14 protein-coding genes are annotated in these 12,848 nt (G+C 34.9%); 6 read left to right on the top strand and 8 right to left on the bottom strand.

From position 1 onward, the window contains the following. Positions 1 to 126: 126 nt before the first annotated feature. On the top strand, positions 127 to 1,794 hold the full coding sequence (locus tag A3854_RS05435; protein WP_084041645.1) for a P-loop NTPase fold protein: 1,668 nt from the start codon (positions 127 to 129) through the stop codon (positions 1,792 to 1,794). Between the two features lies 1 nt (position 1,795). Here A3854_RS05435 and A3854_RS05430 read toward each other — a convergent pair whose 3' ends face one another. Then, complete coding sequence (locus A3854_RS05430) at positions 1,796 to 3,007, bottom strand: saccharopine dehydrogenase family protein (protein ID WP_084041644.1); 1,212 nt, start codon at positions 3,005 to 3,007, stop codon at positions 1,796 to 1,798. Positions 3,008 to 3,451: 444 nt separating this feature from the next. On the opposite strand from A3854_RS05430, the gene A3854_RS09685 reads away from it, so the two are divergent. From A3854_RS09685 to A3854_RS05420, 3 genes are all read left to right on the top strand, one after another. Further along, on the top strand, positions 3,452 to 3,655 hold the full coding sequence (locus A3854_RS09685; protein ID WP_219336932.1) for a hypothetical protein: 204 nt from the start codon (positions 3,452 to 3,454) through the stop codon (positions 3,653 to 3,655). Between the two features lie 5 nt (positions 3,656 to 3,660). After that, on the top strand, positions 3,661 to 4,107 hold the full coding sequence (locus tag A3854_RS05425) for a hypothetical protein (RefSeq protein WP_219336931.1): 447 nt from the start codon (positions 3,661 to 3,663) through the stop codon (positions 4,105 to 4,107). Positions 4,108 to 4,170: 63 nt separating this feature from the next. Continuing rightward, complete coding sequence (locus tag A3854_RS05420) at positions 4,171 to 4,893, top strand: tetratricopeptide repeat protein (RefSeq protein WP_084041643.1); 723 nt, start codon at positions 4,171 to 4,173, stop codon at positions 4,891 to 4,893. A gap of 114 nt (positions 4,894 to 5,007) precedes the next feature. On the opposite strand, the gene A3854_RS05415 is transcribed toward A3854_RS05420, so the two are convergent. The 3 genes from A3854_RS05415 to A3854_RS05405 form a co-directional block, all read right to left on the bottom strand. Further along, positions 5,008 to 5,475 (bottom strand): HEPN domain-containing protein, encoded by a 468-nt coding sequence (locus A3854_RS05415; RefSeq protein WP_084041642.1) that lies wholly within the window; start codon positions 5,473 to 5,475, stop codon positions 5,008 to 5,010. Beyond that, positions 5,465 to 6,544: a GmrSD restriction endonuclease domain-containing protein gene (locus A3854_RS05410; protein WP_084041641.1), complete on the bottom strand. Its 1,080-nt coding sequence runs from the start codon at positions 6,542 to 6,544 to the stop codon at positions 5,465 to 5,467. Before A3854_RS05410 ends, A3854_RS05415 begins: the two co-directional genes overlap by 11 nt. A 106-nt stretch (positions 6,545 to 6,650) precedes the next feature. Beyond that, positions 6,651 to 7,322, bottom strand: a complete 672-nt coding sequence (locus tag A3854_RS05405; protein ID WP_084041640.1) for a non-canonical purine NTP pyrophosphatase — start codon at positions 7,320 to 7,322, stop codon at positions 6,651 to 6,653. Between the two features lie 113 nt (positions 7,323 to 7,435). On the opposite strand from A3854_RS05405, the gene A3854_RS05400 reads away from it, so the two are divergent. Together A3854_RS05400 and A3854_RS05395 are read left to right on the top strand one after the other, a co-directional pair. After that, on the top strand, positions 7,436 to 8,737 hold the full coding sequence (locus tag A3854_RS05400; RefSeq protein WP_084041639.1) for an MFS transporter: 1,302 nt from the start codon (positions 7,436 to 7,438) through the stop codon (positions 8,735 to 8,737). After that, positions 8,734 to 9,870: an NAD(P)/FAD-dependent oxidoreductase gene (locus tag A3854_RS05395; RefSeq protein WP_084041638.1), complete on the top strand. Its 1,137-nt coding sequence runs from the start codon at positions 8,734 to 8,736 to the stop codon at positions 9,868 to 9,870. The genes A3854_RS05400 and A3854_RS05395 overlap by 4 nt, the downstream gene beginning before the upstream one ends. 247 nt (positions 9,871 to 10,117) lie before the next feature. Here A3854_RS05395 and A3854_RS05390 read toward each other — a convergent pair whose 3' ends face one another. The 4 genes from A3854_RS05390 to rplM all read right to left on the bottom strand — a co-directional run bounded on the left by A3854_RS05390 (position 10,118) and on the right by rplM (position 12,822). After that, positions 10,118 to 10,756 (bottom strand): HAD family hydrolase, encoded by a 639-nt coding sequence (locus A3854_RS05390; RefSeq protein ID WP_084041637.1) that lies wholly within the window; start codon positions 10,754 to 10,756, stop codon positions 10,118 to 10,120. 75 nt (positions 10,757 to 10,831) lie between these two features. Then, the gene (locus A3854_RS05385) at positions 10,832 to 11,848 is read right to left on the bottom strand and encodes an OmpA family protein (RefSeq protein ID WP_084041636.1); all 1,017 of its coding nucleotides are present in this window, start codon (positions 11,846 to 11,848) and stop codon (positions 10,832 to 10,834) included. Between the two features lie 153 nt (positions 11,849 to 12,001). Then, the gene (rpsI, locus tag A3854_RS05380; RefSeq protein ID WP_021084780.1) at positions 12,002 to 12,391 is read right to left on the bottom strand and encodes a 30S ribosomal protein S9; all 390 of its coding nucleotides are present in this window, start codon (positions 12,389 to 12,391) and stop codon (positions 12,002 to 12,004) included. A gap of 2 nt (positions 12,392 to 12,393) precedes the next feature. Then, positions 12,394 to 12,822: a 50S ribosomal protein L13 gene (gene rplM / locus A3854_RS05375; protein ID WP_002939292.1), complete on the bottom strand. Its 429-nt coding sequence runs from the start codon at positions 12,820 to 12,822 to the stop codon at positions 12,394 to 12,396. Positions 12,823 to 12,848 lie beyond the last annotated feature (26 nt).

The raw sequence follows: 12,848 nt of genomic DNA, 5'->3' as shown, positions 1-12,848 counted from the left end.
AAGGTGGGCTAGCATATGGCCTCATACAGCCTAGCGGCGATGATAACGCCGTGATATACGACAAATACGAACTCTCAAAGCACGAGGTTTTTAAAATTTTAAAGCAGAAATTTGAGGCAATTAACAATGCAAAAAAATGAAATAGATAAAATAAAAGAAAAACTCATTCAGATTTTTAAAGACGAAAGTGCTGTTTGCACTACGATAAATGGTAAATGGGGCGTTGGGAAAACTTACTTTTGGCATAAATTTGTAGAAGACAATTCAAAAGAGTTAAATAAAAGTTTCGTATATATTTCTTTATTTGGCAAGGATAGTGTTAATCAGATAGTAAAGGAGATTATATTTCAAGCTTATAGGGCAAGTAAGGTTATATCTGAAGTTTCAGAGAAAGCTAAATATTTAAAATTTGATAAAATTTTAGATTCGGTTGTGCCTACGCTCGGCTCAGCAATTATCGGGTGTATATCGTTTTTTGAAAAGAAAGATTTCGAAAATATCATAATTTGTTTTGATGATTTTGAAAGATTATCAAATAAATTAAGCATAAAAGATGTATTTGGATTAATATCAGAATTAAAAGAACAGAAAAACTGTCATATAGTTATGATTTTTAATGCTGATGAGATTAAATTTGATGGTGAGACTAAAAAATATAAAGATAAAATTATAGATTATGAATTTGAATATAGTCCGAGCGTAGAGGATACTTACAAAATAGTAAAAGATAGGCTAAAGTGTTTCAAAGAATATCCTCTTGAGTATTTTAAAGATAAAAATATAAATAACATTAGAGTTATGAGGCGAGTAGTAGATGCGTTAAATGACTTTGTGTTTTTAGAAAAGGAGCTGGATGGCTTTAAAATTACGATGGAAATTTTAGCTAAACATATTATAGAAATCGCGACTATCAACTCGTTGTTTGCGAGGATAGATTTTGGCGAGCTGATAGAATATTATTTGGATAAAAATAGAAATAAACAAGAAAATGAAATACTTAAAGAAGCAACGCAGTATATTGCTTGTAGTATATTTGAGTATGGATATATAAGAGATGATATTACTAAGTGTATAACAAAATCTATAATTGACGAAGATAGAATTATGTATATTGTGAAATTTATGAAATTAAAAGAGGATACATTTAGGGAGTTGTCTAACTATAACTCTATTTTACGTTGCGATTTTTCGGCGAACGACGAAATAATTTGTGATAAGATAAAAGAAATTTTCGAGACTAACATAGATATGATTAATGCTTGTGGGGTGCAGAATTTTATTTATTATATTAATTTAATCAAAGAATTTAATCCTAAAAAAGAAAAAATATATCATACATTTGCAGTAAGTAAGTTGAAGGAGTTTTTAAATGCCGAATACATAGATTTAAATTCTGATGAAATGGATGATATCTTCAATTTTGATGATAATTTAAAAATGTCTTACAGGGAAATTTTAAAGCAAAATGAGAAATCAAAAACCAGTACCAAAGAGGCTATTTTGGATATTTTAATAAAAAAAGAAAATTTAAATGATTTTAAGTTAATTGAAAAAATAGATGATGAAGTACTAAAAAGTTATATATTAACCGATATAAAATTTTGTCTAGGCGTAGTGAGGTTTCTGGATAGTCAATTTTCAAAAAGTAGTAATTTAAAGAATTTGATAGATAAATTTATAGGAATTTTTGAAAATATAAACAATGAAAAAAAAGATCTAAAATCAGAGAAAATTTTAAAAATATTGAAAAAATTTCATAGCCCTATAATAAATTTAGAGGCAAAAAGCCTCTAAATCAGACTTCATACCTCTCGCCGGGTTTCATTTCTATCATCTCCCACGGCAAGCCCTGCCTGTTTAGCTCGTCCATGAAAGGCTTGGCGTCGAAATTTTCCATATTAAAGACGCCTTTGCCGCTCCAGATACCTTTTGCGACCATCATCGAGCCGATCATCGCAGGCACGCCTGTGGTGTAGCTCACGGCCTGCGCGCCCGTTTCGGCGTAGCAAGCCTCGTGGTCGCAGACATTGTAGATGTAGACTTGGCGCTCTTTGCCGTCTTTTAAGCCGCGTATTACGCAGCCGATGTTGGTTTTACCCTTAGTGCGAGGGCCTAGCGACGCAGGATCAGGTAGCAAGGTTTTTAGAAACTGTATCGGTACGATTTTCGCGCCGTTATGTTCTACCTCGTCGATGCGAAGCATGCCGACGTTTTCTAGGCATTTCATATGAGTTAGGTAGCTTTGTCCAAAGGTCATAAAAAAGCGGATTCGCTTTAGTCCTTTGATGTTTTTTACTAAGCTTTCAAGCTCCTCGTGGTAGAGCAAGTAGCTATCTTTGATGCCGACTTTTGGGTAGTCCCATTTGAACATTATCTGCATCGGCTCGGTTTCTTTCCACTCGCCGCGCTCCCAGTAGCGACCTTTTGCGCTCACTTCACGTAAATTTATCTCTGGGTTGAAATTTGTCGCAAACGGATAGCCGTGATCGCCTGCGTTGCAGTCTAGGATGTCGATTTCATGGATCTCGTCAAAGAGATTTTGCTGCGCGTATGCGCAAAATACATTGGTCACGCCCGGATCAAAGCCGCTTCCCAGCAGCGCCATCGTGTTTGCGGCTTTAAACTCGCCGTCCTTCGCCCACTGCAGCTTGTATTCAAATTTGGCGGTGTCGGGGTGCTCGTAGTTTGCGGTGTCGATGTATGGGATGCCGGCGCGAGAGCACGCGTCCATCAGCGTTAGGTCTTGATACGGCAGCGCCACATTTAAAAGCAAATCGGCGCCCGTTTTTTTGATGAGCGCGACTACGGCGTCGGTATCGTCCGCGTCGATCTGGGCGGTGTCAATTTGCACGCCTAGGCGGTCTTTGATAAACTTAGCGATCGCGTCGCACTTGCTTTTCGTGCGGCTAGCAAGGGTGATCTTGTTAAAAACGTCCGCGTTCATCGCGCATTTTACGGTCGCGACTTGGCTCACGCCGCCCGCGCCTATGATTAAGATATTTGACATTTGGGCTCCTTTAAATTTTAATGATTTTAGCAAATTTAAGATGAATTTTAAGAGACGGGGTGCTATTAATTATAAAGTTGGCTATGGCCAGCACAAAGTCTAACAAGAAAGACAAAAAGCAGATAGCACTAACACAGATAAGTAGCATATCGATTGCCGGCGGCAGAAAATTAAATTTACCTCCTGACAACGCACGATGAATTTTCTCTCAAATTCTATTTTTTAGTTTGAGATAGGTTGTATAAGAAATAAGCTTAAATTTTTTAGGTTTAATTTTTTACTAAAATTTGAGTGCCTAAATTTATTCTAAAGCATACAACGATCATTATCAAGTTAGCTGTTTTAGGTATAATCAACATATTTAAATCTAGAAAAATATCGCAACCGATTTAAAAAAACTTGGATGAATTAGCGCCTGGCAAGAGGACACAAAAAGAGATACCGATGATTAAAAATGGCAAGCAAAGACCGAATAAAAAAGAGGTAGAAGCATTAACTCTTTTTTATAATAGATTCTATTTTTTATATGATGAAATTTCTAATGAAAATTTTAAAACTCAAGAGCCATGCTTTAGATTTTATAGACTCAGAGAAGCATTTTCGGTATTTAAAGAGATTTCTAATTATGAACCAATTAAAGATATTTAAAGTGGATGAAAAAAGGAGGACGACCTTTTTTTGAAGGATTGATTGCCGATGATCTATTTAGTTTTATTAGAAACCTCTTATTGCACTTTCCTATTTTTGACACATGGGATGAAGTATATATAAATAAAAGTCTTGCCACTTGGGATAAGGCTGGGCAAATAAATAAATTTCTCATCAAGGCAAAAGAATATAAAATTGATGATAAATCAGAGGTCAAATATAGAATATGGGAAGTAAAAAAGAAAAAAATGACTTATTTTTCTGTTAAATTTCCCAGTGAATACAATGAAATAACAAATATTTATCTGAAAGATATAATTACAGAAGAGATGGGTATGAAATTTTGCATGGCGCTAATGAGGCAGATAATTGATACTCAAATCGAAAATCCAGAAGAAGACATAAAAATAATGTCACAAGTTTATTTGCCAAGAAATAATAATGATTTATGAGGCAATACTGAACAAAATTTGCTTTTAATCGCTACAATAGCGCGAAATTTTAAAGGTAAAAACATGAAGAAAATTTTGCCATTTTTAGCGCCTATTTGCCTCTTTGCAAGTAGCTGTGACGAGCTAATACAAGAGAGTGTGAGGGAGTTTTATAAAAGCGATAGAAATTTGGAGAGAACCATAAATTTAGCCGAGCAAGCGACTGATGTCTGCTTAAAAGAGGGCAACACCGAGCAGGCGATCACTTCGCTCATAAATAGCGCTAGCATTTGCATGGTAAATAAAGAGCCACAAAAGGCGTTAGAGCTCTCACAAAGAGCCCTAGAGCTTGCGGCAAACGTTAGCGACAAGCTGCTACTAGCTCGCTCTTATCATAGCCTAGGTGCGGCACAAAAGGCGCTAGGCAGATACGACGAAGCGCTTGCTAATTTTCAAGAAGCTCTAAAAATTTATGACGATGCGCCAGATGCTCCAGTGCACGACGAGTTAGTCTGCATAAAAGGCATCGCTAGTGCCTACTACCTAAAAAACGACTTTGATAAAGCCTATGAAAATCATCTTTTAGCGCTAAATTTACTTGATATCACGCCAAAGTTAAGTGGCAACGAGCTTGTGCGATCAGAGCTGTTAATAGAGCTTGCTAACGACCTAGCAAAGCTTAATCAAAAGGACGAAGCTGCCCAAAACTACAAAAAAGTGCTTGAAATTTTAAATGGAAAAGAGCAAAATCCACGTGCAAAGAAGCTTTTAAGGCGAGCCAATAATGGACTAAAGGAACTTAATTAGGGCTCTATCGTTAGCGTACCCTCTTTTATAGAGCTTGCTAGCATCTCGGCAAACTCTAAGCATCTTTATATCTGCTTTACAAAATGTAAGCTCTAAAGTATATTGAATCTATTTTTAAATTTTATCAAAAAGCTCTTGCTTGACTTTGTCCAACATTTTCTTTACATTATCAAAATGCTTTAGATAGTTTTCTTTTGAAACATCAATATCTTTACAGTGAGCTATTTTGTTTCTTGCTATTATAATGCTGCCTAATGCACTAGATTGATCTTGAGTAATTTGCTGTCCCCAGCTACTATCAAATTTATTTAAAAAATTTTTTAACTTATCTGGATTTAAATTTTGACTATCAGGCAAACTCTCAAGTATAAAATTTTTAAATTCTTTTGGTATTTTTTTTTCTTTCAGACAATCTTCAACTATATTTTTAATATTTTTCTCAACATATCCAGCCATTAATAAAATTAAGTGCTTTGTTAGATGATCTATAATATCTGTATCTATATCATCTTTTAAAAGTAGATCTATTTGATTGCTTAAACCATTAATAGTTTTATTAAATTTGTCAAAACTACTGCACATTTCTTAAAAATTCTATTGATTTTTCTATTCTATCTTTAACACTTTTAACATTATGTGTTGTGCCAGTCTTTATAGCTTCTTTATACATCGAGTCTTGCATTAATTGGTTGATTTTTTCTTTTATTTGATTGACTGATTTATTTTGTAAAAAATCATAATTTTTATAAATTCCAACCCATAAAGAATCCAAGATAGCAATACTTAATTGATCATTTCTTCTAAAATATTCATCAGAATTTATCTTATTTAAAAATTCTACCATGTTCAAAAAGTCATCAACGCCTTTTTTTACATTATCCTCATCTAAATCTTTATTTTTAAACATAAAATCATTTAAAAACTGTTTCATATTTCCAGTATATTCATCGAATGATAATGCCAATAGTCTTAAAATTATTTCTTCATCTTTCTTTCTTGTATTATCAATTGAAATAAATTTTTTAACCACATCTCGATTGGCAAGCCTTGTTATTTCCTGTCTTAATACACCATCCGAAACACAATTTCTAACCTCTTGTGGGCTTAATTTTACACCACCCGTATTAAGTCTTTCAAAAATTGCGTAAATAGCATGATAATTTTTGTCCTCCGGATTATCTGCTTTAATAATAGTAGCATGTATTATTGATGTAGCTATTTTGTCCTTTTCATTTTCTCTAAGATTTTCATACTTTTTTCCATTAAAATCTTGATTAATACCATCTAATCTAAAATCACGATTATCAAATGAATTTCTAAAATATCTAGATATAGATTCTATTCGTTGATAACCATCTATTATGAGCAACTTCTCATCTTTATCTTTATAAAGAAAAATACCAGGAACAGGTAGTCCCAACAATAATGATTCTATAAATTTAGAGGCTTGTTTCTTTTTCCAAACATAATTTCTTTGAAAGCTAGGCAAATATACTTTCCCCCTATCGTATCTATTTATAAGACCATCTACTGGAAAATCAATCCCATAACTTGTTAGGTTATAAGACACTTCGTACGATCCATATTCAGAATCTTGCTCATCATTAAATTCTGCTATTCTTAATTCTTCTTTATCTTCAACCACATTCATTTTGTATCTCCATTTTTTTTATTTATATCACTCTATCCAAAAGCAATTTACAATAAACTAAAAAGTATACAACTTAATTTTAAAATACCAACATTTTATAAATTAATTATATAAAATTTAAACATAAACCTTGATCTATTTTATAATGCATTTTTAGACTCTTTAGTACAAAATTTACAAGTTCCAGGCCTTTTGAGCGGTGAGAAATTTTAAGCTTTGTCTCATTATCTAGCTCGCCAAGCGTCTTTGTAAAGCCATCTGGGATAAAGAGTGCATCGTAGCCAAAGCAGTTTGTGCCGCGCTCCTCGTCTATCGCCTCACCATACATAAAGCCATGCGTCGTGTAGTCGCCAAATTTTGAGCTAATAGCGATACAGGCGGTGTAGTGAGCTGGTGAGCTCTTTAAATTTAGCGCCTTTAACTTGCTAATTAGCTTTGCTCTATTGTTTGCGTCATTTGCGTTTTTGCCGCGCACTTTGCCATTTTCATCAAGATCAAAATAACGCGCTGAGTAGATCCCTGGCTCGCCACCAAGTGCATCTACGCTAATGCCACTATCATCGCTAAGAGCGATAAATTCGCCCTCAAGCCCTTGCTCTTTAAGCTTTGCAAAAACAGCTTTTGACTTTATGAGTGCATTTTGCTGAAAAGTGCTGCCATCTTCAACAATCTCAAATGGCTTTACAATCTCGCTTAAGGCGTAAATTTCATAGCCTTTTAAATACTCTTTTATCTCTTTTACTTTGTCTAAATTTGATGTCGCAAGCACGATCTTCATTGCAAGAGCTCCTTGATTTTTGGGCGTATTTTACAAAAAAGTAGATTAAAATTTTAAATTTAAATTAGCGTTAAAATGATAAACTTAGTCCTTTTAAAAATAAGGAAAATTTTATGTTAAAAAGCGTTTTACCACTATCTTTTATCATAGCAAGCAGATTTTTAGGTCTTTTTATAGTTTTGCCAGTGCTTAGCCTTTATGCCTTAAATTTACGCGGAGCAAACGAGTTTTTAGTAGGGCTAATAGTAGGCGTCTATGCGATCTCACAGATGATATTTCAAGTGCCTTTTGGAGCGCTCTCGGATAGGATAGGACGCAAAAAAACATTAACGATCGGACTTTTGGTTTTTATCATCGGCTCAATAATTTGTGCACTTACAAGCGATATTTTTACCATGCTATTTGGTAGATTTTTACAAGGCGTAGGTGCTATCGGAGCAGTTGCAACTGCGATGATAAGTGACTATATAACAGAAGAAAAACGCTCAAAAGCCATGGCGATAATGGGCGCTTTTATAGGGCTTAGTTTCACGCTTTCTATGGTACTTGGGCCACTTCTTGCCAAAGACTACGGACTTTCAAGTCTCTTTTATCTAAGTGCCGCTCTTAGCCTACTTTGCATTGTACTTCTTTACACCGTTGTGCCAAAAGAGATAAAAGTGAGCTCTAAAAGTGAAAAAGTACCATTTGGTAAGCTGTTTTTACAAAAAGACTACATGATCATAAATTTCACCTCTTTTATGCAAAAGATGCTAGCAAGCATCGCATTTTTGGTGATCCCTATTGTTTTAGTAAAAGAGTATGGTTACGAAAGTAGCGAGCTTTACAAGATCTATTCGCTTGGCGCCGTGCTTGGCTTTTTGGCTATGGGGTTAGCTGGCGCCCTTGGCGATGGCAAGGGACTTAGCAAGGTCATCTTGATAGCTGGTACGCTACTTTTTGCCCTAACCTACACTATTTTTGCCATTAGTTTTACGCTTTTTATCTTCGTTTTGGGAGTTGCTATATTTTTCATAGGATTTAACCTTCACGAGCCCATAATGCAATCAACCGCAACAAAATTTGTAAAATCCTCTCAAAAAGGCTCAGCCCTTGGTGTATTTAATTCATTTGGTTATCTAGGAAGCTTTATTGGAGGTGCGTTTGGTGGATATATCTTGCACGCCTTTGGCTTTAAAGCACTAGCCATCATCTGCGTGGCGCTTTGCGTGATATGGCTTATTTTACTCTTTAGCCTAAGCGATCCAAGAATTTTTAAAAATATCTATCTAAGCCCTGAAGTAAGCTTAAATTTAGAGTTACTAAATAGCCAAAAAGGCGTGGTGGATTATTACAAAAACGAGAAAAATCAAGTGATAAAATTTGACTCTCGCCTAACAAGCGAGGCGGCTTTAAAAGAGAGCTTGAAGTTTTGATCTACGACGTCATCATCATTGGCGCCGGTGCTAGCGGGCTATTTTTAGGAGCAAATTTAAAGGGTAAAAAGGTCGCTATTTTAGAGAAAAATAACAGCGCTGGCAAAAAGATCCTAGCAAGCGGTGGAGGCAGATGCAACATCACAAACCGCTTCATAAGCGCTAAAAACTATCTTGGCGAGCAAAAATTTATAGAGCAAATTTTAAAAGTACTGACTCCAGATCAAGTTTTAAAATTTTTTAGTGAGCTTAAATTTAGTGAGCAAAAGCAAAATCAATTTTTCTGCGATAGCGGCGCAAAGAGCGTCTTGAGCGTACTTTTAAAAAGGCAAAATACAGAAATTTTTTACAATAAAGAGGTTCTTGGCGCTAAAAAAGTAGATGAAATTTTTGAAATTTCAACCAAAAGTGAAAAATTTAGAGCCAAAAATTTAGTCATCGCAAGTGGCGGACTAAGCTATAAAGCCCTTGGCGCAAGTGACATTGGCTATAAAATAGCAAATGATTTTGGCATTGAAACATCAACTCTTTCGCCTGCACTTGTTGGATTTAGCGTACAAAAAGATGAGTTTTGGTTTAAAGAACTTAGTGGCGTTAGCCTAAAGGCAGAAGTAAAGATAAATAGTAAAAATGAGAGCTATAAATTTAGTGGGGACTTACTTTTTACACATAGGGGCATAAGCGGACCAGCGATACTAAATGCCTCGCTATTTTGGCAAAAGGGCCGAATTTGCATAAATTTTTTACCCAAATTTAGTGAGAAAAATTTAATAGATGGCAAAAAACAGCTTAGCTCGGTTTTGCCCTTGCCAAAGAGATTTGTACTAGAATTTTTAAAAAATTTTGGCTTAAAAGACAGAGCTTTTTATGAATTCAATGACAATGAGAGACAAATCATAAAAAGACTTTTTGCTTATGAATTTGCCCCAGCCGGGACATTTGGCTTTGAAAGAGCAGAAGTTACAAAAGGCGGCATAAAGAGTGAATTTTTAGATGAAAATTTACAAGCTTCTAACGTTAAGGGGCTTTATTTTGTTGGTGAAGTCTTGGACATCACTGGCATGCTTGGCGGATATAACTTACATTTTGCATTTGCAAGCGCTCTAAAGGTGGCTAGGGTCTTAAATCTATGATCTCCTAGAAGTTAGCTAACTTTTAGACAAATTTTCATATTTTAAATAGAATAGATTTAATATGAAAGTAGGCTTTTAAGAAAATCAATTTAAGTAATTTAGATGTTAAAAATTCATAATAAATACTTTAAAAAGATTTTATGCCAAACAAAAGTAACGAATTTTTGGAATAAATTTTATAGCCAAGCAAGCTAAACATTAGGTTAAATTTACTTTAAAGTATAAGTAGCTCGGGAATATTAGATTATCAAACTTCTTTTATAAAGCTAACGGCTTCAAATGGGTTTGAGAAAATATGTTTACTAAATTTCTCCAAATCACTCTTTTGACCATATCCACAAGTTAGACCCACGCCTGTAACAAAGGCAACTTGTGCAGCCATTAGATCCATAATGGTGTCACCTACCATAAATGCATTATTTTTATCTTTATTAAGTCTAGTTAAAGCCAAATTTATTGGCTCTGGATTTGGTTTTGGATTAACAACATCATCTCTTCCAATAACAGTTTTTATATATTTCATAACCCCTAAATGCTCAAGCAAGATAATAGAAAATTTTGAAGTTTTCGTAGTAACTATACCCACATCAGCAAAGCTACTTGCCTCCTTCAATGCTTCATTTGCATAATCTAAAAGTACCGTCTCATCAAGATAAATTTTTTCGTAGCAAGCTTTATACTCTTTTATATAGCTATCAATTAAATTTTTGCTTGCACCAAGTCTTTCAAACATTATTTCAAGCGGATGACCAACCAAAGACTTTAATACATTATGGTCTGGCTCTTTTTTGCCATGAGATAAAAAAGCTCTATCAAATCCTTTTAAAATAGCAGAAGTTGAGTCAATAAGTGTACCGTCTAAATCAAAAAGTATGGTTTTTTTCATCATTTTCTCCGTAGAAATAAAAAAGGGCCTAGCCGAAGCTAAGCCCCTAAAAGAAGTAACCTTAAACAATTAAGATTATTTATTGAAAGTAGCTTCAACGCGTCTATTTTGCGCGCGGCCTTCTTTAGTTTTGTTTGTAGCAATTGGTTTAAGCTCACCGTAGCCAACTGTTGAAATTTTATCCTCGCTTACACCATAGCCAGCAAGAACATCAGCTACTGCTTTTGCTCTTTTTTCAGATAGTTTTTGGTTATAAGCTTCTGCGCCTACGCTATCAGTGTGACCAGCAAGTACAACTTTATAATCTGGGTGTTCGCCCATAAAGTCAGCTACTTTTTTGATCTCAGCTGCATATTTTGGTCCAACTTTGTAGCTATCAAATGCAAAGTTAACATCTAGATCTCTAAGAACGATAACTTTCTCGCATCCTCTTTCATCAACAACTACGCCAGCTGGAGTGTTAGGGCATTGATCTATATCATTTGGCACGCCATCATTATCATCATCAAGAACTGGAGTTGCTGCTGGAGTTGCTGCTGCAACTGGAGCTGCTGCCACAACTGGAGCTGCTTTTGAGTCAAGACCGATACCAAAGCCTAGTGAATAGAATAGGTTATGATCAGCATGTTCAAATTTGATAGCGTCTCTTGCTTCTGCTTTAAGAGCAAATCTATCAGTTACTTGATATCTTAAGCCAAAACCATATTGGCCAAAACCGCCATCTTCATTTTTAACAAAAATAGCTGGAACATCTTCATATCCAGCGCCAACTAAGCCATATAGACTAACTGGGCCAAAATCAACTATATCTTTTACAAGATTTGCATGATATCTAAGAACTCTTCCTTCTCTTGTTAAGCTACCTGTTTTTTCTTTTGCTTTTTGAGTGTAATCAACACCAAGCTCTACTTGATCAAAGAAAAAATCTTCAAGATTTCTAGCAGCTCTAACACCAACGAAGTTGTGGTCTTTTACACGTAAATTTCCCTCTGGGTGAACGCCACCAATAGTTGGGGTAACTTCATAATTGTATGCTGCGTTAGACGCAAAAACCGCTGTTGCGGCAACCATAGCTAAAGCAATCTTTTTCATATTTAGAATTCCTTTCTTAGGATTTATTTTAAAGTGGTTACATTTTAACTGAATAAAATTTAACCGACTCTAAATCATAATTTAATTAATAATGTAAATTTTAAATTTACACAACTTAAATTTTGCAAATGCAAAAGCACTTGCAAAAATTCATTAACGTTTAGAGAATTGTGGGCTTCTTCTAGCCTTTCTTCTACCAAATTTCTTACGTTCAACAACACGAGAATCTCTAGTTAGCAAGCCTTTTGGTTTAAGCGCTGCTCTAAAATCAGCATCCATGTCAGCTAAAGCACGTGAAATGCCGTGTCTTAAAGCCTCAGCTTGTGCTGAATAACCACCACCTAAGGTTGTAGCTACTACATCTATTAAACTCTCTTGTTTAGTAACTAGAAGTGGCTGAATTACTTTAAGCTTTATAGCTTCATGTCCACCAAGCCAAGTATTAAGATCCATACCATTTACTACGATTTTACCGCTTCCAGCTTTTATCCAAACCTTTGCTACGGCAGTTTTTCTTTTACCAGTTGCATAAACTTTTGCCATAATTATTTTCCTTCTTTTTTAGCTATTTGTGCCGTATGAGGATGCTCACTGCCAGCATAAACTTTTAGTTTTTTTATCATCTCTCTTCCAAGTTTAGTTTTTGGAAGCATTCCACGAACAGCTAATTTAAATAGTTTTTCTGGCTTATTTGCTATCAAATCGCCAAATTTTTCACTCTTTACGCTACCAAAATATCCTGAGTGTCTGTGATAAAGTTTATCTTCAGCTTTGTTATTACCAGTAAATTCTACTTTTGAAGCATTTATGATGATAACATAGTCGCCACAATCTACGTTTGGCGTGAAGCATGGTTTGTTTTTGCCACGAAGTATAGTTGCTACCTCAGTTAGCAATCTACCAAAACGTTTACCAGCTGCATCAACAACGATCCAGTCTCGTTTAACTTCGTTTGGCTTTGTTATTTTTGTCATTTTCTTACCTTTGCCAAGTTAATTTT

The sequence above is a fragment of the Campylobacter concisus genome, from assembly GCF_002092845.1.
Taxonomy (GTDB): domain Bacteria; phylum Campylobacterota; class Campylobacteria; order Campylobacterales; family Campylobacteraceae; genus Campylobacter_A; species Campylobacter_A concisus_AQ.
Note: the sequence above shows the minus strand (reverse complement) of the source record. Positions and strands in the feature narration are given on the sequence as shown.

What these genes read in the sequence shown, in the direction of transcription:
- A3854_RS05435 (WP_084041645.1), top strand. Translation starts at nt 127, where the DNA reads ATGCAAAAAAATGAAATAGATAAAATAAAAGAAAAACTCATTCAGATT.
- A3854_RS05430 (WP_084041644.1), bottom strand. Translation starts at nt 3,007, where the DNA reads ATGTCAAATATCTTAATCATAGGCGCGGGCGGCGTGAGCCAAGTCGCG.
- A3854_RS09685 (WP_219336932.1), top strand. Translation starts at nt 3,452, where the DNA reads ATGATTAAAAATGGCAAGCAAAGACCGAATAAAAAAGAGGTAGAAGCA.
- A3854_RS05425 (WP_219336931.1), top strand. Translation starts at nt 3,661, where the DNA reads ATGAAAAAAGGAGGACGACCTTTTTTTGAAGGATTGATTGCCGATGAT.
- A3854_RS05420 (WP_084041643.1), top strand. Translation starts at nt 4,171, where the DNA reads ATGAAGAAAATTTTGCCATTTTTAGCGCCTATTTGCCTCTTTGCAAGT.
- A3854_RS05415 (WP_084041642.1), bottom strand. Translation starts at nt 5,475, where the DNA reads ATGTGCAGTAGTTTTGACAAATTTAATAAAACTATTAATGGTTTAAGC.
- A3854_RS05410 (WP_084041641.1), bottom strand. Translation starts at nt 6,544, where the DNA reads ATGAATGTGGTTGAAGATAAAGAAGAATTAAGAATAGCAGAATTTAAT.
- A3854_RS05405 (WP_084041640.1), bottom strand. Translation starts at nt 7,322, where the DNA reads ATGAAGATCGTGCTTGCGACATCAAATTTAGACAAAGTAAAAGAGATA.
- A3854_RS05400 (WP_084041639.1), top strand. Translation starts at nt 7,436, where the DNA reads ATGTTAAAAAGCGTTTTACCACTATCTTTTATCATAGCAAGCAGATTT.
- A3854_RS05390 (WP_084041637.1), bottom strand. Translation starts at nt 10,756, where the DNA reads ATGAAAAAAACCATACTTTTTGATTTAGACGGTACACTTATTGACTCA.
- A3854_RS05385 (WP_084041636.1), bottom strand. Translation starts at nt 11,848, where the DNA reads ATGAAAAAGATTGCTTTAGCTATGGTTGCCGCAACAGCGGTTTTTGCG.
- rpsI (WP_021084780.1), bottom strand. Translation starts at nt 12,391, where the DNA reads ATGGCAAAAGTTTATGCAACTGGTAAAAGAAAAACTGCCGTAGCAAAG.
- rplM (WP_002939292.1), bottom strand. Translation starts at nt 12,822, where the DNA reads ATGACAAAAATAACAAAGCCAAACGAAGTTAAACGAGACTGGATCGTT.